General features: G+C 58.4%; 17 protein-coding genes, 1 tRNA gene and 3 pseudogenes. 16 read left to right on the top strand and 5 right to left on the bottom strand.

Annotation, left to right across the window (positions count from 1 at the left end; genetic code table 11):
* Positions 1 to 13 precede the first annotated feature (13 nt).
* A complete protein-coding gene (queC, locus tag ACFOSU_RS16005) occupies positions 14 to 724 on the top strand; it encodes a 7-cyano-7-deazaguanine synthase QueC (protein WP_380690936.1) in 711 nt (236 codons plus the stop codon).
* 40 nt (positions 725 to 764) lie between these two features.
* Positions 765 to 840: transfer RNA gene (locus ACFOSU_RS16000), tRNA-Lys, on the top strand.
* A gap of 63 nt (positions 841 to 903) precedes the next feature.
* On the opposite strand, the gene ACFOSU_RS15995 is transcribed toward ACFOSU_RS16000, so the two are convergent.
* Positions 904 to 2,070 carry a hypothetical protein gene (locus ACFOSU_RS15995; protein ID WP_380690935.1) on the bottom strand — a complete coding sequence of 389 codons (1,167 nt, stop codon included), beginning with the start codon at positions 2,068 to 2,070 and terminating at the stop codon, positions 904 to 906.
* A gap of 414 nt (positions 2,071 to 2,484) precedes the next feature.
* A pseudogene (locus ACFOSU_RS15990) lies at positions 2,485 to 3,428 on the bottom strand (IS481 family transposase).
* A gap of 1,237 nt (positions 3,429 to 4,665) precedes the next feature.
* Between ACFOSU_RS15990 and ACFOSU_RS15985 the strand changes: the two are divergent.
* Positions 4,666 to 4,964: pseudogene (locus tag ACFOSU_RS15985) on the top strand (IS3 family transposase); the annotation flags it as partial.
* A gap of 348 nt (positions 4,965 to 5,312) precedes the next feature.
* On the opposite strand, the gene ACFOSU_RS15980 reads toward ACFOSU_RS15985, so the two are convergent.
* The gene (locus ACFOSU_RS15980; protein WP_380690934.1) at positions 5,313 to 5,498 is read right to left on the bottom strand and encodes a hypothetical protein; all 186 of its coding nucleotides are present in this window, start codon (positions 5,496 to 5,498) and stop codon (positions 5,313 to 5,315) included.
* A gap of 273 nt (positions 5,499 to 5,771) precedes the next feature.
* Between ACFOSU_RS15980 and ACFOSU_RS15975 the strand changes: the two genes are divergently transcribed.
* The 6 genes and pseudogenes from ACFOSU_RS15975 to ACFOSU_RS21035 all read left to right on the top strand — a co-directional run.
* Positions 5,772 to 6,590, top strand: a complete 819-nt coding sequence (locus tag ACFOSU_RS15975) for an IclR family transcriptional regulator (protein ID WP_380690933.1) — start codon at positions 5,772 to 5,774, stop codon at positions 6,588 to 6,590.
* Positions 6,591 to 6,625: 35 nt separating this feature from the next.
* On the top strand, positions 6,626 to 7,384 hold the full coding sequence (locus tag ACFOSU_RS15970; protein WP_380690932.1) for an ABC transporter substrate-binding protein: 759 nt from the start codon (positions 6,626 to 6,628) through the stop codon (positions 7,382 to 7,384).
* 29 nt (positions 7,385 to 7,413) lie between these two features.
* A complete protein-coding gene (locus ACFOSU_RS15965; RefSeq protein WP_380690931.1) occupies positions 7,414 to 8,067 on the top strand; it encodes an amino acid ABC transporter permease in 654 nt (217 codons plus the stop codon).
* Positions 8,064 to 8,795, top strand: coding sequence for an amino acid ABC transporter ATP-binding protein (locus tag ACFOSU_RS15960; protein ID WP_380690930.1), 732 nt, complete (start codon positions 8,064 to 8,066; stop codon positions 8,793 to 8,795). Before ACFOSU_RS15965 ends, ACFOSU_RS15960 begins: the two co-directional genes overlap by 4 nt.
* A 10-nt stretch (positions 8,796 to 8,805) precedes the next feature.
* Positions 8,806 to 10,089 (top strand): NAD(P)/FAD-dependent oxidoreductase, encoded by a 1,284-nt coding sequence (locus tag ACFOSU_RS15955; RefSeq protein WP_380690929.1) that lies wholly within the window; start codon positions 8,806 to 8,808, stop codon positions 10,087 to 10,089.
* Between the two features lie 250 nt (positions 10,090 to 10,339).
* Positions 10,340 to 10,436: pseudogene (locus ACFOSU_RS21035) on the top strand (leucine zipper domain-containing protein); the annotation flags it as partial.
* Between the two features lie 760 nt (positions 10,437 to 11,196).
* Here ACFOSU_RS21035 and ACFOSU_RS15945 read toward each other — a convergent pair.
* Positions 11,197 to 11,502, bottom strand: coding sequence for a carboxymuconolactone decarboxylase family protein (locus tag ACFOSU_RS15945; protein WP_380690927.1), 306 nt, complete (start codon positions 11,500 to 11,502; stop codon positions 11,197 to 11,199).
* A 145-nt stretch (positions 11,503 to 11,647) separates the two neighbouring features.
* The gene (locus ACFOSU_RS15940) at positions 11,648 to 12,364 is read right to left on the bottom strand and encodes an enoyl-CoA hydratase/isomerase family protein (protein ID WP_380690926.1); all 717 of its coding nucleotides are present in this window, start codon (positions 12,362 to 12,364) and stop codon (positions 11,648 to 11,650) included.
* A gap of 236 nt (positions 12,365 to 12,600) precedes the next feature.
* Between ACFOSU_RS15940 and ACFOSU_RS15935 the strand changes: the two genes are divergently transcribed.
* The 7 genes from ACFOSU_RS15935 to ACFOSU_RS15905 all read left to right on the top strand — a co-directional run bounded on the left by ACFOSU_RS15935 (position 12,601) and on the right by ACFOSU_RS15905 (position 20,984).
* On the top strand, positions 12,601 to 13,488 hold the full coding sequence (locus ACFOSU_RS15935; protein WP_380690925.1) for a LysR family transcriptional regulator: 888 nt from the start codon (positions 12,601 to 12,603) through the stop codon (positions 13,486 to 13,488).
* Positions 13,489 to 13,659: 171 nt separating this feature from the next.
* The gene (locus tag ACFOSU_RS15930) at positions 13,660 to 14,682 is read left to right on the top strand and encodes a PDR/VanB family oxidoreductase (protein WP_380690924.1); all 1,023 of its coding nucleotides are present in this window, start codon (positions 13,660 to 13,662) and stop codon (positions 14,680 to 14,682) included.
* 54 nt (positions 14,683 to 14,736) lie between these two features.
* Positions 14,737 to 15,858 (top strand): Rieske 2Fe-2S domain-containing protein, encoded by a 1,122-nt coding sequence (locus ACFOSU_RS15925; protein WP_380690923.1) that lies wholly within the window; start codon positions 14,737 to 14,739, stop codon positions 15,856 to 15,858.
* 58 nt (positions 15,859 to 15,916) lie between these two features.
* Positions 15,917 to 17,101, top strand: coding sequence for a CaiB/BaiF CoA transferase family protein (locus ACFOSU_RS15920; protein ID WP_380690922.1), 1,185 nt, complete (start codon positions 15,917 to 15,919; stop codon positions 17,099 to 17,101).
* 135 nt (positions 17,102 to 17,236) lie between these two features.
* Positions 17,237 to 18,706 (top strand): short-chain fatty acid transporter, encoded by a 1,470-nt coding sequence (locus ACFOSU_RS15915; protein ID WP_380690921.1) that lies wholly within the window; start codon positions 17,237 to 17,239, stop codon positions 18,704 to 18,706.
* A gap of 131 nt (positions 18,707 to 18,837) precedes the next feature.
* On the top strand, positions 18,838 to 19,419 hold the full coding sequence (locus ACFOSU_RS15910) for a TetR/AcrR family transcriptional regulator (protein WP_380690920.1): 582 nt from the start codon (positions 18,838 to 18,840) through the stop codon (positions 19,417 to 19,419).
* A gap of 167 nt (positions 19,420 to 19,586) precedes the next feature.
* Positions 19,587 to 20,984 (top strand): short-chain fatty acid transporter, encoded by a 1,398-nt coding sequence (locus ACFOSU_RS15905; RefSeq protein WP_380690919.1) that lies wholly within the window; start codon positions 19,587 to 19,589, stop codon positions 20,982 to 20,984.
* The last annotated feature ends 25 nt before the right edge of the window (positions 20,985 to 21,009 follow it).

Below are 21,009 nucleotides of genomic sequence, written 5' to 3'. Positions count from 1 at the left end.
AGGTTTTTCTTCAATGACGACAAAAACACATAGCAAGCGCGCGGTCGTACTCTTCTCGGGCGGACTCGACTCGACCACCTGCCTCGCGCAGGCGCATGTCGATGGCTATGCCTGCTACGCATTGAGTTTCGACTACGGTCAGCGTCATACCGCGGAACTGGACGCCGCCGCACGCATCGCGCGCGATAACCCGAATGTGATCGAACACAAGCGCGTGCGCATCGACTTCGACAGTATGGGCGGGTCGGCGTTGACCGACCCCTCGATCCACGTCCCCGAGTCACCCGGTGACGGCATTCCGGTGACCTACGTGCCCGCGCGCAACACCGTGTTCCTGTCGATTGCGCTCGGCTGGGCCGAAATTATCGACGCCGAAGCGATCTATATCGGCGTGAATGCGGTCGATTATTCCGGCTACCCTGACTGCAGACCGGAATTCATCTCTGCGTTCGAGAGTCTCGCCAACCTGGCTACCCAAGCCGCAGTAGAGCAAGGGAGACGAATCGCGATACAAACGCCGCTGATCGACGCCAGCAAGGCGGAAATCATTCGACAGGGTCTCGCGCTGGGTGTCGATTACGCTCACACGGTTAGTTGCTACCAGGCGGATGCTAACGGCCGCGCATGCGGGGCATGCGATGCCTGCCGTCTACGACGGGCGGGATTCGAGCAGGCCGGCGTCACCGATCCGACTCGATACACACCGATAGAAAACGCGCACTGATTTTCGCGAGGAAATCGGGTATGATGCGCGCCGAACGAAAGGGCCGTTAGCTCAGTTGGTAGAGCAGTTGACTTTTAATCAATTGGTCGCTGGTTCGAATCCAGCACGGCCCACCATAATCAAGCACTTACGTGCGTCATTTTCGGACTCCGAAAAAAGCCCGAAAATTCTCCGAAAACTCAGCCCTTTAAGCGCCGCAGATCCGACCGGGCACGCATCGGTAGCTTGACCCGCCGATAGTGTTCTTTCATGGCTTGGGTCTTGTGCCCACCCTTGTCGCTGTTACCAGCGACCACGTATTCGTCGGACAGCGCTTTGGAGCGCACGTCGCGCAGGGTTAGGCCATCGAGGCCGGCAGCGCGCGCGCCAGCGGTGAATCGGCGGCTGATATGCGCAACCGCTACTTTGTGGCCGACGAGGCGCCGCCAACGTGTGGGCATGCTCAGCGGATAGCACACCAGGTATTCGCTCATCAGGCGCTGCTGGCGTTTCCATGCTCTGAAAAACTCGATGATCTCGAGCAGGTCCTCGTTGGCATATATGACGACTTCTTGGCCTGTCTTGCCGCGCGCAATCGGTATCTCGGCGTAGAGCATTTCGCCGGTTTCTTGATCTTGGATAGGCTTATTACAGATATCGATCTTGGCATCGCGGATCGACAGCACATCCTGTGGGTTATGGCTGACCAGGTAGATCAAGTCAACTGCGCGGGCGATCCACTCGCGCTCGGTATCGCTCTCGTAGCCCGCACCAGCTTCGACTTTGCGGATGATATCGATGTACTGGGCGTTGGTGACGTAAACCTCGCTCTGGGGGACACTGCGACGGTCGATATCTTTGCAGACGTTGGCGTCGATCAGGCATTCGTCGACGGCATCCCGGAACAATCGGGTCAGACCGGCAAGCACGTAGTTATAGGCGCTTGGCGAGTCGATCCACCCGCGCAGGAACTGGCGGAGCAGCGTCGGCGTTGCCTCGCCTATGGCTGTGTCAACAAATGGTGTCCATTTCTCCACCTCACGCCGCATGAAGCCCTCGTAGGCCTTACGGGTATTGTCGGCCAGCGGCTTGCCGTTCTTCTTGAGCAATTTAGGCAAACGTCGGACTCGCCAGTCCGCTGCATAGGCGGCGATTTTTTGATCGCTGCCGGTGGCAGGCCGGCTCATCTTTCTCGCAATCAGATCATCGCGATGTTTTTCGACATCGCTTTCCCATATCTGTCGCATCCGATCGTACATGGCGCGCGCGCTCCGCTCGTCTTTTGTGCGTAGGCTCGCTTGGTGCTGGGTCACGGGATGTTTGACGTAATACGTGCCGGCCTTATCGCGATAAAGGCCGATCGGCATTGGCTTGTTGCCGGTCTTTCTTGGACGTCCCGTACGAGTCACGGTAGCCGAAGTGTCCGCGCGATGGTATCCACCAGTGCCTCGTCGATATCGGCCTTCTTGGATACACGAAATTGTTCGTCGAAATGCGTGAGATCGATCCGCTAGCCGTCTGGAAATCGGCAGCATGGAACCTTGCCAGCGCGGCACCACCGGCGCCACTGGTTATCGGGCAACGGTTTATATGGGAACCGGAGTGCGTTGATGGTGTCGAAATCGACCCAGTTCGCTTTTTTGATCGTCAGTTCTGATTCCATAGCGCTATATCTCCCGCTGTTTGGATCTAGCATGCGTGACCCAGTAGCGATCATCGTGGAGGTAAAGGCGTTCGCAGAAACGCAAGGATCCACAAGGGAGGCACGTCGCCTGGGCGGACTAGGTGTGTAAACCCACCACATTGTTCACGGCCAGCCCCAATCGGCTGATCGTTGGTTGATGATTTAGGCTGCTGTGTGGCCTGTGCCAATTGTAGTCATGCAGCCAATTCGGCAGATAGGCTGCGCGCTCGTCTGCGTTGCGATACGTGTAGGCGTACGTGCATTCGTGCAGCGCCGTCTGGTCAGTCGCTCGGCTTTGCCGTTTGTACGCGGCCGGTACGGACGTTTTCGGCGGCGCTTGAGTCCGAGCCGTCGACACGTGGTGGCAACGATTGATAACAGGCACCATTGTCCGTCAGCACCGCGGTGAAACGGATGCCCAGGCGGCGGTAGTAACGCAGCCTGGCGAATAAGGGACGCACAGCACTCATACCTGTTTCATCCGGCCAGATCGTGACATGCGCCACGCGGCTGTGGTCATCGATGGCGACGTGAATGTAGTCCCAGCCGGCACCCCGCGACTTGCCCCAGCGATCACCCGTCACACGATGGCCTGGCCGAGCGAATCGGTTCAGTTTCTTGATGTCCAGATGGAGCATGTCGCCGGGCGCGTCGTGCTCGTAGCGATGGGCTGGTAGCGTCGGCTCCAGCGCTGACAAGCGATTCAAGCCTGCCGCTGGGAAGCACGCAGCCGATCGTGCTCACCGGTACGCCGGTCGAGGCCCTGATCTGGCGATAGATCAGCCGCTGACGACGCAGCGCGATGATTTCACGCTGCTTGGCGCTCGCCAACTGATGCGGACGGCGATGGAGCCGACAGCTGCGATCGAACAGGCCGGCCTCGCCCTCGGCTCGATAGCGAGACAACCATTAATAAGCGGTGCGTTGGCTGATGCCCATCGACTGGCCGGCTTCAACGGGACGCTAGCCGTAGTCGTGGATGCGGCGAATCAGCAACGCTCGACCCTCAAATGTCAGGCGTGCATTCTTTTGCGTGTTCATCCGGGTCACTCCTTTCGCTTCTGGATTTCTGCACCCATCAGCTGCAGGGATAGTGGCTCGGATGAACAATCTACTGAGAGGTCACAACTATGTGAGGGAGTCGTAGAATCTGGATTCATTACCGTCGAATCTGGCTACGAAAGAACTGATCGCCGCCCACAGAGTAAGGGCCTCCAGTGGAACCTGGTCTATTCCCCGTTGGTTGCCATCATTCGACTAATCCCCCCCATCGGTCCCAATTAATTTGGACCAATGGGGGTAAATACAGAGGTAAGATGGCTATTATATTCTTTATTCGACTGCCCCCCCCCCATCGGTCCAAAGTACATAGACCGATGGTTTGAGTTCGCTGCCACAGGCATGCGAATGAGGCAATAAATGTTATTTGGACCGAGAAAAGCTAAACGCCCTACAGATATAAGGACCAATGGTGCAGGAATCGCCGCAATAATGCGGGCGATTCTGGAAGAACTCGTTATGCATCACGCTGTCGATGCGAAAAATTCGATGCCGTTTGGCTAAATTCGGACGCAGCAGAAATCGTGCGCTTATCTGAATACCTCCTATCGCTACTGGCCCGCAATTCGTTGATTCCGTGAGAAACCCGTGGCACACAAAGACGCACCCGCATAGCTGCCGGGGACCGCGCGATGAACAGCAACAACTGCGTTGCCGCCTCCGTACTGCGGGTACCGCTCCATAGCATCTACCGAGGCAACGTCAGGACCGTTTTAGACCAGCGGCAGGGGATAACAGGCGGCAGGCGCACCGTCTCCGTATCGCATGCACGGTTTTCCAATAGCGCTTGCGTGCGCTCTGTGGCGGCCTGAAGGCCGATTTGCCATAACTTGAGCCCACCGTGGGTTGCCGCGGTGTTCGCAGCACTTGCGCGCACCCAGATGCTTAATAGAACACGACCCCGGCAGCGCGCGGATGACGTTGTTTCTGCAAAGTCAGGCTGTACCGTCGAGTATGTCCGGTTCGGTGTCACACCATCCGAGCATCCACCGGTAACACGATAAACCCGTTTAACAGTACCGATCGAGCGCCCCTCAATGCGTGGCGCTCGCTCGAGAGCATGACGGGACTGTAGGCGGTGCTCGTGACCGGGCTTCTCATGGCGTAAGGGCCTTGGTTTTGCACGGACCTTGGCTTTAGAGGCGCCGATAGGGGTTATGTAAACTCCCGGCCTTTAGGCGGATCCGTCTGCTGGGTAACCAGCGGAACTGAGGCTTCGGGGATGTGTTTTCTGCACTTGCGCACCGTCGGGGCTTTCGGCGAAACCACATATGCGTTTATCGAATCTATCGTGAGCGGGAGCTCAATTTGCGGCTTAAACCGAGAAAGCGTTTGCAGCGAGACGTACCTGACAAGCTCGCGGAGTCGGCGTCGCTCGACTAGGTCTGGTCGATGGGCTTCACGCACGACCAGCTGAGTGACGGCCGCAGCCTCCGGTTGTTCAACGTCATCGACGCTTACAACCGTGAGCGCCTCGGCATTAAAGTGGATAAGTGGCTGTCTTCGGCACGCGTCATCATGATGAATTGGAAGCGCGCGAATCCATGACGCTGTGTCAGCGCGGCCGTTCCGGTTGCTCGTTGACCGAGAAGGGCGCGAGATCTATTAGGCGGCCTCCCGTCTGCGGGCGGCGATTGAAGCCTTTCGAGGCGCGAGGTCGACGGCCTCGAAAGGCATCTCTGCGGCGAGCGGAATATTGGCATCACCAACAATCTGGTGATTTGCTACACATGCAAGCGACGAACGCGCTGCCCGAGCTCAAGAGCAGCGGGCTGGGCGCACATCTGAGCATGCATATGACGCCGCCGGCCGACATGGAAAACGGCGTGATGGACCGACGCCTGCATGTCGCTGTCCTATCGGTCGTTAACGCGCCCGGCGCGCCGGGCTATCACGCGTTCTATACCGCCGTCCTGCCTGCACAGTGGCGACCAGCATGCGTTGTTCGATCAGGCGGGTGATGCGACCGATGCGCAGGTTCGGGCCGGGGATGTCCTCGTGCCGGCTCAGGCATTGCCTGCGGCTGTCAAGCGCGGCGTCGAATTCTTGCACGCGCGTGCTACGGCAATCTAGAGCACTGTAATGGTTACCGGTTGCGCATAGGGTCGCGCTGAACTGCTGTAACGGTCTTGGTTTGTCGCCGGTATTCATCCGTATCTGGTGGCACCGCCAATCCTTTATTTAACAGCGATATTCGAAGTCCCGAGTTCGAATCTTAACGCCATCCGAGCCGGTCTCACTGTCGCTGAGGTTTGACAGATCGGTGTGTCCTGTGTCCAGTTGTATTGAGATTCAACACTATGTATTGGATGGCAATACCGCGACATGAGCGCTGCACTCGATTCGTCTGACGCAACTACTTCACCGTTGTATGTTCGCTCGGTCGCGAAAGCGTTCGCGGTGCTCAAGGCCTTCGACGGCGGTCATCGCTCGATGAGTCTGTCCGAGATTGCGGCTGCGGTTGACATGACCAAGAGCGCGGCGCAGCGCTTTACGTACACGCTCGGCGCGCTGGGCCTGCTGTATCAGGACCCTGCCAGTCGTCGCTGGCAGCTCACACCGCGTACGCTGGATATCGGTACGAGTTATCTGGCGGCCGATTCACTGATCGAGCAGGCCACGCCTTATCTGGTCGAGCTCAACCATCGTTGCGGGGAGTCGGTGAACCTATCCCGGCCGGACGGTCTCGACATGGTCTTCGTGGCTCGGTTTACCAGTCATGCCAGGGCTTTCGTACACATGCCGGTCGGCACGCGCATTCCGATGTTCTGTACCGCTTCGGGCAGGGCCTATCTCTCGAGTCAGCCGCCGTCGCAGGCGGCGAACTTTATTCAGGCATCGACCCTGCACGCGTTTACCGCGCATACGTTGACCAACGCGGACGAGATCCTGACCCATGTCGCCGAATCCGGACCAAGAGGCTTTGCCACAGCGTCCGAGGAATTCTATCTGGGCGATCTCAACATCGCCGCGCCGATCCTGGCGGCCGATGGCAGTTCACTGGGTGCGGTCAATGTGTCCTGTCCAACCAGTCGCTGGACGCTCGAACGCATGGTGGCGGAGATCGCGCCACTACTCATCCAGACCGTTCGGCGGATCTCGGGCGGACCAAGTGCGCGTCAGAGAGAACAGATCAGTCGATAGCAATAGTGATCAATTTAAAACGAGAGGGCATTCTCATGACATTTCGCACATTTCTCGCCGGCGTCACGCTGGCGTTCGCGGCTACTGCCGGCTTGTCCAGCGTTCATGCTGAAACGCTCAAGGTCGGCTCGACCTCGACGGGTGTTCCATTCACGTTCCTCGACATCAAGACCCGGAAGATCCAGGGAATGATGGTCGACGTGATCCACGCTGTCGGGGAAAAGGCTGGCTTTACCCCCGACGTATCGGCGGTCGATTTTGCGTCGCTGATTCCCTCGCTGCGTTCCAACCGGATCGACATCATCTCTGCGGCGATGCTGAGCACGCCGACGCGAGCCAAGGTGATCGATTTCTCTGATCCGGTGTTTCCCTACGGCGAGGGTTTGATCGTCAAGAAGGACGATGACACCGACTACGCCGAAGATCTAACCCGGACCGAAGGCAAGGTAATCGGCGCACAGCAGGGTACGATCTATCTTGAGCAGTTACGCAAGATGGACGGTATCGGAGAGATCCGTGTTTACGACTCGCTCGCCGATCTGATGCGTGAGGCTCAGCTGGGCCGTATCGATGTCGGCATGGGCGACAAGCCGATCATGGCCTATCAGATGTCGCAGGGTAAGTACGATGGCCTGAAGTTCGCCAACGGCTATGAATCGCAGTTCGGCGGCTCAATCAGCCTCGGCGTACGCAAGGGCGATAAGGCGCTTCTTGCGCGTATCGACAAGGCTCTGGCGACGCTCAAGGACAACGGCGAGATCGATCGCCTGGCCAAAAAATGGGGACTGGAATAACCCCGTCTCTAGCTGGCCGGTAATAGCGTATGCAAGACATCATTGCCAACGCACAAGCTTTTCTTCCGATTCTGCTGCAGGGGGCGAAGATCACGATCGGGCTGACGGTCTGCGCGCTGATCCTCTCCACGCTGTTGGGCCTGCTCTTGGCGATCATGCGCTATTCGCGCATCACGACGCTGGTGTGGATTTCGATCACGTTCATCAATGTGATCCGCGGCATTCCGATTCTCGTGCAGCTATTCTATATCTATTTCGTACTCCCCCAGTTCGGCATCGATATCACCGCGTTTCAGGCCGGTGCGATCGGGCTGGGCATCGCCTACTCCTGCTATATGGCCGAGAACTTCCGTGCCGGGCTGGAGGCGATCGACTCCGGCCAGATCGAGGCCGCGCAGTCGATCGCCATGCCGTGGTCGCTGATGATGCGGCGCGTGGTCTTGCCCCAGGCGATACGCACGGTGCTGCCGCCCTATGGCAACACCATGATCATGCTGCTCAAGGACACCTCGCAGGCCTCGGTCATCACAGTGGCCGACATCACCTTCCAGGGCAAGCTGATCGCGACATCGACGTTCGAGAACACAACCGTCTACTCGCTCGTGGCGTTGCTCTACCTGTGTCTGAGCGTGCCGCTGATCATTCTGGCATCCACCCTCGAGCGGAGGTTCGGCAAGCGATGATCGAGATACGTGATCTGCACAAGCGCTTTGGCGACACCGAAGTGCTCAAGGGCATCGACGCATCGATCTCCCAAGGCGAAGTGGTGTGCCTAATCGGGGCGTCGGGGTCCGGCAAGTCCACGTTGCTGCGTTGCGTGAACGGCCTAGAGAATTATGAAGCTGGGGAGATCCGCGTTGACGGTATCCGCGTGAATCGGGACGATCGCTCAATCCGCGACGTACGGTTGGCCGTGTCGATGGTGTTCCAGCGCTTCAATCTGTTCCCCAACCGGACTGTGATCGAGAACGTCATCGAAGGGCCGGTGTATGTGAAGGGCGAGGCGCGAAGTGAGGCGACTGACTACGGTATGACGCTGCTCGAACGCATCGGCATTGTCGACAAGGCTGATGCCTACCCCAGCTCGCTGTCCGGCGGTCAGCAGCAGCGAGTTGCTATTGCTCGATCACTGGCCATGCGCCCAAAAATGATTCTGTTCGACGAGCCCACGTCCGCGCTCGACCCGGAACTGGTCGGCGATGTGCTGGCCGCGATGCGCAGCCTGGCCGACGACGGTATGACCATGTTCGTGGTTACCCACGAGATCAGTTTCGCCCGCGAGGTCGCCGACCGCGTGCTGTTCATGGACAGCGGCCGGATCGTAGAAGAGGGAACGGCAGAGAAAATGCTCTCTGTCCCTGAAAACGACCGCACCCGCGATTTCCTACAGCGGGTGCTGAAGCCGCTTTGAGAGTCTGCATATGACAGGACCCACCCCGATGCCGCCGTCTCTGTGGGCGGCTACCGCCGAACCGGCGCCCGAGATAGACCGTCTCGCCAGCGACCACACCACCGATGTGGTCGTAATCGGCGGCGGTTATGCCGGACTGTCGACCGCGCTGCATCTGGCCGAGGCCGGTATCCAGACCACGCTGGTTGAAGCCCACCAGATTGGCTGGGGCGCGTCCGGGCGCAGCGGGGGGCAGGTAATTCCCGGCATAAAATACGACCCGGAGGGCATGCGCGAACTGTTCGGTACGGATGCGGGGGACAAGGCCGCCCACGCCTTCGGGGCCACGCCAGATCATGTGTTCGATCTGGTCGAACGTCACTATATTACCTGCGAGGCCACGCGCGCCGGCTGGGTGCAGCCGGCTCACTCAAAGTTGGCCGAGAGAAAAGCTCTGGAGCGGTGTCGTCAATGGCAGGCCTTGGGCGCTGATGTGGCGCCGCTCGACGCCGACCAGATGGCCGACCTGCTCGGCTCGCCCGCCTATCATGCTGGCTGGATCGATCGACGGGGAGGCTCGATACAACCCTTGTCCTACACGCGGGGCCTTGCGCGGGCCTGTCTGGCAGCGGGCGTGTCGCTTTACGGCGGAACGGCCGTGACCGCGCTGCGGGCCGATGGCGCGCGCTGGCAATTGCCGACCGCACACGGACCCGGCATCCGTGCGCGGCGCGTGGTGCTGTGTACCAACGGCTATACCGGCGACCTCTGGCCGGGCCTGCGCAAGTCCATCGTTGCGGCGAACAGTTTCCAGATCGCGACCGTACCGCTACCTGCAACACTGGACGCCACGATCCTTAAGGGCGGTGTGGTCGCCTCGGATACGCGCAAGCTGCTCGCCTACTGGCGTCGCGATCAGGGCGGCCGGCTTATCGTGGGCGGCCGCGGCACTTTTAACGAACCGAGTTCGGCGGCCGATTTCAATCATCTGAATCGCATACTCGCGCGCATCTATCCGCAGGCCGCCGATCAGCCAATCGAGTATCGCTGGGGCGGGCGCGTGGCTATTACCCAGGATTTCCTACCACACGTGCATCAGCCGGCTGATGGGCTGTCGGTGTTGATTGGCTGCCAAGGCCGTGGCATCGGTCTGCAGACCGCGATGGGCCGATGGCTGGCGGCCTATCTCGAATCCGGACAGGCCAGTGATATGCCGGTGCCTGTGACTGCCGTCCACCAGATTCCGATGCACTCGCTGCGCCGGTTCTATGTGTCGGCTATGTTGGCGTATTACAAGGTGCGGGATCTGGTGTGACTACGGCGCCCGCCATCCCTCGCGCGATGTGGCGCCCCCCCCCCCCCCCTAGCTGTGATCTTTCAGTCAATTGTTCATCCGAGCCACATTCCGTAAAGCTGATGGGTGTCGAAATCCAGAAGCCCTAATGGTGACCCGGATGAACACGCACCAGAATGCGCGACTGCAATTTCGAGGTCGAGCACTGCTGATTCGCTATATCCGCGAACAGGATCTACGCTCTGTCGAAGCCGCCTAAGCGATGAGCATCAGCGCGCTTACGGCGGGCAAGTGGCTGGCCCGCTATCGGGCCGAAGGCGAGTCTGGCCTGTTCGATCGTAGTTGTCGACCGACGCGTTGTCCGCATCAACTCTGCTCTGCCAAACGGCGCGAGATCATCGCGTTGTGCTGCTAACACCTGATCTATCGCCAGATCCATGCGTCCACGCGCGTGTCGGTCAGCACGATCAGTCGCGTACTGCGCGCGCCAGTGGCCTGAATCGACTACCAGTGCGTGAGCCGGCTCCGCCGGCGAGCCGCGCGCATGTTGCGATCTGGCCGGAGGAGATCGGTCGCAGCGTTGTGGGAGGCCCGATCGCCACGTTGCGATACTACCGGCGTCGGGCCGTGTCGTTTCGCACCTATTGACCGATAACGGGGCGTGCTATCAATCGCGCCTGTTCGCCAAAGCCTGCCGGCTTCTTAGGGGCTCAGACGCCGGAGTTCATGAGCGTATCGGCCGTGCACCAATGGTCAGGCCAAACGGCGGATCCAGGCGGCGCTGCACGAATAGGCCAATGCGCATGCCTATGACAACGCCCCGCAACGCGCGGCTCATCTGTCGTATTGGCTGCACGACTAAACCTAGCATAGACCGCATGCCACGGGTTCTACGCCGTTTCCGCGGACGGTATAGAAAAGATTAAGGACTTGCCCATGACCGTTAGACATCTCTAACCTATAATTGAAGCATAGGAGGAAGGTCTAAGGATTTACTATGGAACCGAGTGGCATGGCTGTGCGGCAGCAGCCTGAGGCTTAGTTCGTTATCTCTTGAAAATTAGCCGGACCCAGACGCTTAAACTTTCATATGACCTGAAGTTTTAACGTGGGCCCGGTTGTGAGCATCTATTTTTTGAACATATGCGTAGCGTGAGTGATGGCGCCTCCGGCACGAATTGCGGCCGCTATCACTGCGGTTTCACCGAGTTCTTCATCAGTAGCGCCAGCTTTGCGCGCAGCGTCGGTGTGCAGTTCAATGCAATAAGGACACTGAGTCGTCATGGCTACTGCCAACGCGATCAATTGCTTGTTCTTGCCGTTGATTGCGCCTTCGGAAAATGCTGCTTTGTCGAACGCCCAGAACGCATCCATGCCCGCTTTCGCGGCCGCATTTAGCGTGTTCAGCTTGTCCAAGTTCTTCATGTCGTGCATGGATTCTCCTCATATTTTTACACGATGGGGTTTCAGACGGTGCGCGTACACCCGGGCATCTGTCAATAAGTATCGAACGATCGGTACAAATCAATAGGATTTGCTCGACCCAAGTACAACGCGAGTATTTGAAACGGCTGACACGCTAGGTTGCCGGATCAAGATAGGCGGCGATGCGACCCTTGAGGCCGGGGCGCGACGCGGAGCGAACCAGTTGGGCCAAGTCCGTATCGGGCTGTTCCCGGCAAAGGGCCGCGCTGAGCAGGGCGCGCGCAGGATCTGGCTTATCCGCGTTCGCGGTATCCAGTAGAGCATTCCATTTCCCCTGTGCTACATGATCTGTGACGAATCCGATGTCACGCGCTTCATGGGCGTCAAAAGTCCGGGTCGACGAGAGTATTTCGCGTGCGCTTTGGTCACCGACGCACTCGGCGAACCGTCTTGTTCCGAGCACCAGGCCAAATTTAAGCCCCGGCATACGAAACGTCGCGTCTTCGGTCGCAACGCGCCAACGGCAGACGCCGAATAGATCGACCCCTGCTCCGAAGTTTCTACCATGTGCGAGCCCGATGGTCAGCGCGGGTGACGTCGCGATTTTCTGCAGCAAGGTTTCTATGCGGATAAATCGCAACACGAGGTCGCCTTCGCTCTGCTCTCTCCAGCCGGAAAAATCGAATCCAGCGCTGAAATTTTTGCCGTTGCCTCGGAACACAATGCCTTCGGCTTGATGGGTATGTGCTTCGTCGACAGCCATGATCAAAGCCTCAACAAGATCGCCCGACAACGCATTGCGTTTGTCTGAACGATCGAGCGTGATCGTAACAAAGGCGCCGTCGGACTGGACGCTCAAATCTTCGCTCATGTTAATTCTCCATTGTTCCGGCGGTTTTGAAATAGTGGCGAATTATTGCCGGAGCGCGAGAGACTACCTTGACCTGCATAGGCGAGCGCAAGCAGAGGATGTTGGCCGTGCAGGGTGGGTGTGATCCGATTGGTACAGTGAATCAGTGCGTGTCGCGCTTCCACGAGAGTCGGTGACGATTTGCCGAAACTCTAGGGTTTGATGCGTTTACAGCATTAGCCGGACAGGATTACAACGTGAAATTACAGCAGCTCGAAACCTTTTTCTGGGCCGCCAAACTCGGTAGTTTTGGCGCCGCAGCCGACCGGCTGCATGCGACCCAGTCGGCCGTCTCCATGCGCATCCGTGAACTCGAGCGAGGGTTGGGCGTGTTGTTATTCGATCGGTCCAAACGGAGTGTGAAGCTGACCGACAAGGGTCGTGAACTGGTCGACTACGCCAGTCGCATGCTGGATCTCGAAGCCGATATCGAATATCGGATCGCGACACCGCATGCGCTGACCGGCAGTCTGCGTCTCGGCGTGGCCGAAGTCGTCTCGACTACCTGGTTGCCGCAACTCATCCAAGCGATCGCTCAATGCTATCCCGGCGTACGTCTGGAAATCGACGAAGCGCTCACCGCGGACTTGATGCGCGAACTTCAGGACGGTCAACTTGAGCTTGTGCTTTCGCCCGGCCATACACCGGATATGAGGGCACGGACCCAGTCGCTCGGGCATGTTCAATTCGCATGGGTTGCCAATCCGGCGCTTGGGTTGGGCGGCCGCGAGCATACGCCTGAGTCACTCGCTGAAATGCCGATCATCGGACTCAAGAACGCGTCGTTTCATCACGCCGGAATCGAAAACTGGTTCCGTCGGGCCAACGTGCGTTGCCGCTATCTGGCCCGGTGCAAAAGCCTGGCTGTAGCGGCAGCGATGGCGACGGCGGGTACGGGGATCGCGTATGTGCCGGTGCGCTGTTTTCAACAAGAGATAGCGCAGGGGCGCCTAGAGGTCCTGGCAACGGAGCGGCAGTTCCCGCCGGTCACGTTTGTTGCCGCACTGGCTGTTGATGAGTTTCACCCCATTGCCACACGTGTTGCAGACCTGGCGGCTACCGTTAGCGATTTTGAGCGTGACTGAAGCCCAAGCCTATTGGCACATGCAAATCCCAGTTATATCAAAAATATTGAACTGAAAAGGTAAAAATTTATCGTTTGATCTGATGATCGCTGCGGCGCATGGTCCTTACCAGCACAAAAACAGAACGCCCCTCGAAGCAAGGTGGAGTTCATAACAAGCTGGAGGAGATTCATGGCGGCAGTCATGTCCACCGATCAAAGACGGGAAGACCTCGAGATTCTGGCGAAGAAGAAATTCAATGTCCGGATCCAGTCAATTTCGTATCTCGCCGAGGATATTCTCGCGTTCGAGTTTGTCGATCCGGACGGCGCGAACCTGCTGCCATTCACGGCCGGCGCTCATATCGACGTGCACCTACCGAGTGGCGCCATCCGTCAATATTCGCTGTGTAATGACCCTACAGAGACGCATCGCTATGTCGTGGCGGTGCTGCGTGAGGTAAAAAGCCGGGGTGGTTCGGCGGCGCTTCACGACGAAGTCCGCCCAGGCACGGAACTCACCATCTCGCAGCCACGTAATCACTTCGCGCTGAGCAAATCCGCGAGTCGGCACGTCTTGCTCGCCGGAGGCATTGGCGTCACGCCGATGATGTCTATGGTCGCCGAGCTGACTCGGCGCGGCGAGCCTTTTCATTTGTACTACTGCACTCGGTCGCCGATCCGCACGGCGTTTCTGCCGCAAGTCATGACGTTGGTTGAAAAAGGCATGGCGACGGTCGCGCATGACAACGGCAACCCCGAGAACGGTCTGGTACTCGACGAAGTGCTTACTCATTATACGCCGGGCAACCAGCTCTATTACTGCGGCCCGGCCGGCTTTCTCGACGCCGTCGAAGCCGCGGCCGCGCACTGGCCCGACGAGGCCAAGCACTGCGAGCGATTCGCTGTAGCGCCTACCGATTTGAACGCGGCTGAGCCTGAAGCGCAGACCGGATTCGATATCAAGCTGGCGAGTACGGGCGAGACCTACCACGTCGAACCCGGCCGGACCATCGTCGATGTGTTGTTCGACAATGGCGTCGATATCGACGTGTCCTGCGAGGAGGGCTACTGCGGCACCTGCATGACCCGTTATCTCGCGGGCCATCCCGAGCATCGCGACACCGTCCTTGACGCCGAGGACCGGCAGGAATTCGTGATGGTCTGTTGTGCGAGGTCCAAGTCCGAAAGCGAACCACTTGTGCTTGATATCTGATCATGGTGGCGCATGAATCGCGCCCTAATAAGAAACCACCGAGCGAGGACAAAAATGAGTCAATTCGAATATGTCGAGAACTGTTGGTACCCGGTCGGGTTTTCCCGCGAGTTCAGTGAAGGCGAGCTGCAAGGTCACAAGGTCGCGAATAAGCCGTTCGTGATGTGGCGCTCGAAAAGCGACGGCCAGATTGTCGGGTTTGACGATCGTTGCTGCCACAAGCGCTTCCCTCTCTCCGAGAGCGACCTGCTGGATGATGGAACCGTGCGCTGCGCCTACCACGGCCTGTGCTACGACACGTCCGGCCAGTGCGTGGCGATTCCGGCTGCGCCGGACAAGCCAATTCCGCCGAACGCCCGGCTGCGTGTTGCGCCCGTTCGCGAACAGGATGGAGTGGTGTGGTTGTGGCCGGGGGATGTCGAGGTCTCCGAGACGATCGACCCGCCGAGGACGCCCGAGATCGCCGGCGACGATGTGGTCTCGGTTGGTTCGCCCGATCCGTTACATGTGCCGGCCAACTACATTCTGTTGATCGAGAATCTACTCGATATCACTCATTTCTTTCCGCTTCACGATGGCAACATCGGCGACGAGGAGAACAGCAAGATCCCGGTCCAACTGGAGGAGGGCGAGGATGCCGGCTACCAGTACGTCAAGACGATTCGGCACGTGGAGAACTACAAGCAGCCGCCTTATCTCAAAGAGTGGTTTATCTACGACGAGGTCGAGCGCATTCATACGCATTGCATGGTCAGCCCGGGCCTGACTCGTGTGGAGATGCGTGTGGCTCCGCACGGTGAACTCGGTACCGAAGCCGAACGCGGTTACACGTTGTTGCACCTGCATTTGCCGGTCGACGAAAGCAATCTGATCTGGCGTTGGTGCGTGTCTTGTCACAAGGATCACCATCCGCTAAACGACACAAGTATTTCGACTGCGGAGAAGGTCGCTGAGATGTTCCCCGAGGTCGTTGCACAGGATCAATGGGCGCTCGAGAAGCAGCAGCGCATGTTCGAGTTCGCGGATGAAGATTACTCCGAGCTTTTCCTCAAGACCGACAAGGCGCTGCGCCGTGCCCGCCAGATCATGATGGCCATGCAAAGAAAAGAGCGTGCCGCCGCCGAAGAACAGCGCACAACACGTCGGTCGGCTGCACGTAACGCGGCGTCTGCCTGATCGCTTCGCGGGGCAGGTCATCAGGCTTGCCCCGCATTGCCTCTGGAGCTCTTAAATAATGGATTCTATGCTTTTGGACGGCGTGCGCGTGCTTGAATTCGGTCAGATCGCAGCCGGCCCATTCGCGGGTTCGCTGCTCGCGGATTTAGGCGCTGATGTTGTCAAGATTGAGCGCCCGGGCGCGGGCGATGGTATGCGCAGTTGGCCGCCGCTGACCGCGAACGACAACCAAGAGACTTATAGCGAGAATTTCGCATCCCTGAATCGCAACAAACGCAGCGTGACACTGGATTTAAAGTCCGACGTGGATCGTCCGGCGCTGTTGGACCTGTGTCGATCGGCCGACGTGATCATCGAGAACTTCCGGCCGGGCGTCATGCGCCGGCTCGGACTTGATCACGAGCAACTGTCCGAGGATAACCCGGGCCTGATCTTCTGTTCGATCAGCGGATATGGCCAGACCGGACCCTATGCCGATCGGGGGGCGTTCGACGTGACCATCCAGGCGATGAGTGGCCTGATGAGTGTCACTGGCGAGGATGGCGGTAATCCGGTTAAATGCGGTGTGCCGGTCGGCGATTTCTGTGCCGGTCTATATGCCGGGTACGCCGTGGTGTCGGCGCTATACAAGCGGGCCAAGACCGGCCGCGGGCGGGCGATAGACTGCTCCATGCTGGGCAGTCTGATTGGTGTCGCTGCCTTGCAGACCAGTGAGTACTTCGGCACCGGTAACGGCGGCCGACGGCTCGGATCGGCTCACCCGCGCAATGCCCCGTACCAGGCGTTTCGTGCTCTCGACGATCATTTCGTGATTGCGGCAGGAAACGACAAGCTCTGGCGGTCGGTCTGCGACGTTGTTGGTGCGCCTGAACTGGCCGAGCGGCCGGAGTTCGCCAGTCAGTTATTGCGTGCGCAGAATCAGTATGAACTCACCGAGATTCTTGAAGGGTTTTTTGCCCACAACAGCGCCGAGTATTGGCTCGACGCGATGCAGGCGAGAGGTATTCCCGCCAGCCGGATCAACGATTACGCCGATGTGATCGCCGACCCGCATGTCGAGCAAATGGGCATCGTCCAGCCGCTTTCATTACCTAACGGCGTGCAAACACGCACGACGGGCTTCCCGGTTCTCATGTCGGACTATGCTTTTTCGGTGCGACGCCACCCGCCGCACCTCGGGGAGCATACGAGCGAAGTGCTGAACGAATGGGTCGGTACCAACACGGCATACCGTGCCAACTGACCCGCGTGTTTCGAAAAGAGAAACGGCTAGTGCGTGGCCTAAAATAATCTAATAAATATAAGCGCTTACGCGCTAATAAAAACAATTAACGGCGAGTTCTAAAACAACTACGGCCGAACCGAGTGGAGGAGAATCATGTTACAGGTACTAGGTGCTTTTTGCGTCAAGCTTTCTCATAAATATATTCCCAATCCTCTGATCTTCGCGATCATCCTGTCTGCAATCATTTTCGTGTTGGGCATCGGAGTGACCGGAGCCGGCCCGTTCGAGATGATCCAGTACTGGTATTCCGGTTTCTGGAACCTGCTGAGCTTTGGCATGCAGATGGTTGCGCTGCTACTGTTTGGCTACGTGCTCGCATCGTCACCACCGGTGCGTGCCGTCGTCGCATGGGCGGCACGCTTTCCCCGGTCGAGCGGTCAAGCCATTATGCTGATTGCCTCGCTTGCCATGCTGTTCGCTTACGTGAACTGGGGCCTCGGGCTCATCGTCGGCGCGATCGCCGCACGTGAGGTCAGCAAGCAGGCAAAGCGTCGCGGCATCCGCGTTCACTATCCGTTAGCGGCTGCAGCGGGCTTCTGCGGGCTCATGATATTCGCCGGTGGCTTTTCGGCCTCGGCGCCGCTGCTGATGAATAGTCCCGGCAATTTCATGTACGACGACTATGGTTTGATTCCGGTCTCCGATACGATCCTGTCCTCCTACAACCTGGTTATCGTGGCTGTCTGGATGATTGTGATTCCATTCGTTTACCGAGCCATGCAGCCGAGCGCGGACGATATCATCGAAATTGACGACGAGCCGGAGGTGACCGGTGCGCCGGCCGCAACTCAGCCGTCTGGTGAGCCACGTCACGACGAAACCGGGTTCTATCGTTCAGCCAACCCCCATGCTGACAGTGCTGTCGAGTTCGCGCCGGACGGCACCATGGCTCTGTCGCAATCGACGGTCGGCGCCGTCGAGCGATACACCGTGGCCGAACATCTCGAGAGATCCACCACCTTGACATGGATGATCGTGGCGTCGGGGCTGTGCTATATCGCATATCACTTCGTAGCGCGTGGTTTCGATCTCAATCTCAATATTGTAAATTTCATTCTGTTAATTGCGGGTATGGCGGCTTATCGCACCCCGATTCGCTATGTAGAGGCTGTCGACGAGGGCATTGGCGCCTGTGGTCAGATCGTGCTTCAGTTTCCGTTCTATGCCGGGATCATGGGAATGATGACTGGCTCGGGCATGATATCCATGTTTGCCGGATGGCTGGTCACGGTCTCGAGCGCGTATACGTTTCCGCTCCTTGCCATGCTCAGCGCGGCCCTTGTAAATCTGTTCGTGCCGTCTGCCGGCGGGCAGTGGGTCATTCAGGGCCCGTTACTTCTTGAAAGCGCCGCGAAGCTCGGTGTCGATAACAGCGTCGTGGTCATGGCCTTTACCTATGGTGATCAAATCACCAATGGCATCCAGCCCTTCTGGATGCTGCCACTGCTCGGCGTAACCTTTCTCAAAGCGCGTGAAATTCTTGGTTATACTGCCGTTGTCATGCTCATATCGTTCGTCATCTTCGGCGTTGGTATAACGGTTCTGCCCCCGATCATGGGGTAACCGGATCGAGAGCAGCCTAAATGCCCCGGTGGGTCAAGAGCCCGCCGGAGGTTCGGTAAAGTCGTCACGGGACGCAAAACCCAAGGCTCATTTGAGCTAGACTGCACTGATCATTCGCTTAATCGATCTCCATGGCCCGTAACCTCCGCAAGGATAATCGCGCTCGGTTGCTGCACGCGGCGGCTGATCTTTTTGCCAGCCAAGGCTATCACGCCACGGGCATGAAGGATCTTGAGCAAGCGACTGGGATGGGGCGCAGTTCTCTGTATCACTATTTTTCGAACAAGGAAGAGTTGTTGTTCGAGATCACTACGCGCTATCTACGTGAGTTGGTCGGTATTGGCCATACTCTGCTGGATGAGGATATCGAGCCCGCCAAGCGCCTACGACTTTTCTCGCGCGCAGTGATGCGAAGTGTGGCCGAAGACTTGGCGGAACTGACTGTATGTTTCCGCGAGATGCATTCGGTGACGGGCGACAATCAGCAAGCGCTGATGGACCTGCATCGCTCGTACGAGAGTGTGTGGGCGCGTGTACTTCAGGCTGGGTCTGCCGCTGGCGTGTTCACTCAGACCGATGCTATTACCGTGAAGTCGGTGATCGGCATGCATCACTACAGCTATCTCTGGCTGCGGCCGGAGGGCAAGCGCTCGCCTGAATCTATAGCCGATTCCTTCTGCGACCTCATCCTGGACGGATTGACGCCCCGTTAAGCTAAGCGGCGCTAGTCAGGCGATCGCGCCGGATCCTGCCCCATCTCCTTGCGTACGAGCAAATTGCGTGCAATCAAAAAAAGGTTGCAAAGCATTTTGGCTTCAGTAGTGTATGGACCGGTCGGTACATAAAATAATGCACAGCCGGCGTGCGCAGGAGGAGAATCATGTTGCAGCAAGCTGGGGCCGTGTGCGCCCGCATTTCACGACAGGTCATACCGAACCCGTTCATCTTCGCAATCCTGCTGTCTACGGTGGTCTATGCGCTGGGTGTATTGATGACCGATGCAGGGCCGTTCGCGATGGTCGAGTATTGGTACGAGGGATTCTGGAATCTGCTGTCGTTCTCGATGCAGATGGTGGCGATCCTGCTGTTCGGTTACGTGCTGGCGAGCTCGCCGCCCGCACGCCGCGTGGTGAGGTGGGCCGCGGGACTACCACGTTCTGCAGGGCAATGCATCATGCTGGTGACCGCGCTCGCTGTTATCTTCGGATTTATCAGCTGGGGGCTGGGCCTGATTGTTGGTGCGATTGCCGCGCGTGAAGTCTGTGCGCAGGCGAAGCGGCGGGGCATCAAGGTGCATTATCCGCTCGCGGCGGCCGCCGGTTTCTCCGGGTTGATCATTTTCAACTGCGGGCTTTCCGCTTCGGCGCCACTGCTCGTGAACACCCCTGGTCACTTCATGGAGGACTCGATCGGCCTGGTGCCGGTTATGGATACGATCTTCGCGCTACCGAACCTACTCGTCATTACGACCTTTTTGATCGTGATTCCGTTCGTGTACCGGGCGATGCATCCCGAGCCGGAAGACACGATCGAAGTGCCGGACGACGAGGCTGATGGCGCCATCGACCCGGCGAGTGCAACCGAGGTGTCGTCTGCGCAGCGTCGCTCCGTAGGCGCGGCTGCAGTGGTCCAAGCGCCGACGTTCGCCGAGCGCATGGAGCATTCCATGGTATTGACCTGGCTGATCGTCGTGCCAGGGCTGAGTTATGTTGTGTACTACTTCGTGACCCGTGGCTTCGACCTGGATCTCAACGTGGTCAACTTCACGTTGCTGATCTTTGGTTTGATGGCCTACCGCACGCCGATCGCCTATGTGAATGCAATCGATGAAGGCATTCGCGCCTGTGGCCAAATAGTGCTCCAGTTTCCGTTTTATGCCGGGATCATGGGGATGATGAGCGGCTCGGGCCTCATCACGATCTTTGCTAACTGGCTGGTCAGCGTATCGACCGCTTATACCTTCCCTTTGATGGCCATGTTAAGCGCCGGTGTGGTGAACATCATGGTGCCTTCGGCAGGAGGCCAATGGGCCGTCCAAGGCCCACTGCTTATTGAAGCAGCTCGCCAGATCGGCGCCGACGTTCCCGCGACCATCATGGCGTTTTCGTACGGCGATCAGTTGACCAACGCGATCCAGCCGATGTGGATGCTGCCATTGCTTGGCGTCACCGCGCTCAAGGCGCGGGACATTGTTGGATACACCGCAGTGATGATGCTGGTGGCGTTCGTGATTTTCGGTGTCGGCGTGACTGTACTGCCGCCGCTGTTCGGCTCGTAAATTCAAAGAGATATCGGAGGAGAGC

The sequence above is a fragment of the Salinisphaera aquimarina genome (assembly GCF_042643355.1).
GTDB lineage: Bacteria > Pseudomonadota > Gammaproteobacteria > Nevskiales > Salinisphaeraceae > Salinisphaera > Salinisphaera aquimarina.
This window is presented reverse-complemented; position numbering and strand designations above follow the sequence as displayed.

Bases quoted from the DNA above. Each gene is read 5' to 3' on its own strand.
- queC (WP_380690936.1), top strand. From the start codon at position 14: ATGACGACAAAAACACATAGCAAGCGCGCGGTCGTACTCTTCTCGGGC.
- ACFOSU_RS15995 (WP_380690935.1), bottom strand. From the start codon at position 2,070: ATGCCGATCGGCCTTTATCGCGATAAGGCCGGCACGTATTACGTCAAA.
- ACFOSU_RS15975 (WP_380690933.1), top strand. From the start codon at position 5,772: ATGAGCGCTGCACTCGATTCGTCTGACGCAACTACTTCACCGTTGTAT.
- ACFOSU_RS15970 (WP_380690932.1), top strand. From the start codon at position 6,626: ATGACATTTCGCACATTTCTCGCCGGCGTCACGCTGGCGTTCGCGGCT.
- ACFOSU_RS15965 (WP_380690931.1), top strand. From the start codon at position 7,414: ATGCAAGACATCATTGCCAACGCACAAGCTTTTCTTCCGATTCTGCTG.
- ACFOSU_RS15960 (WP_380690930.1), top strand. From the start codon at position 8,064: ATGATCGAGATACGTGATCTGCACAAGCGCTTTGGCGACACCGAAGTG.
- ACFOSU_RS15955 (WP_380690929.1), top strand. From the start codon at position 8,806: ATGACAGGACCCACCCCGATGCCGCCGTCTCTGTGGGCGGCTACCGCC.
- ACFOSU_RS15945 (WP_380690927.1), bottom strand. From the start codon at position 11,502: ATGCACGACATGAAGAACTTGGACAAGCTGAACACGCTAAATGCGGCC.
- ACFOSU_RS15940 (WP_380690926.1), bottom strand. From the start codon at position 12,364: ATGAGCGAAGATTTGAGCGTCCAGTCCGACGGCGCCTTTGTTACGATC.
- ACFOSU_RS15930 (WP_380690924.1), top strand. From the start codon at position 13,660: ATGGCGGCAGTCATGTCCACCGATCAAAGACGGGAAGACCTCGAGATT.
- ACFOSU_RS15925 (WP_380690923.1), top strand. From the start codon at position 14,737: ATGAGTCAATTCGAATATGTCGAGAACTGTTGGTACCCGGTCGGGTTT.
- ACFOSU_RS15920 (WP_380690922.1), top strand. From the start codon at position 15,917: ATGGATTCTATGCTTTTGGACGGCGTGCGCGTGCTTGAATTCGGTCAG.
- ACFOSU_RS15915 (WP_380690921.1), top strand. From the start codon at position 17,237: ATGTTACAGGTACTAGGTGCTTTTTGCGTCAAGCTTTCTCATAAATAT.
- ACFOSU_RS15910 (WP_380690920.1), top strand. From the start codon at position 18,838: ATGGCCCGTAACCTCCGCAAGGATAATCGCGCTCGGTTGCTGCACGCG.
- ACFOSU_RS15905 (WP_380690919.1), top strand. From the start codon at position 19,587: ATGTTGCAGCAAGCTGGGGCCGTGTGCGCCCGCATTTCACGACAGGTC.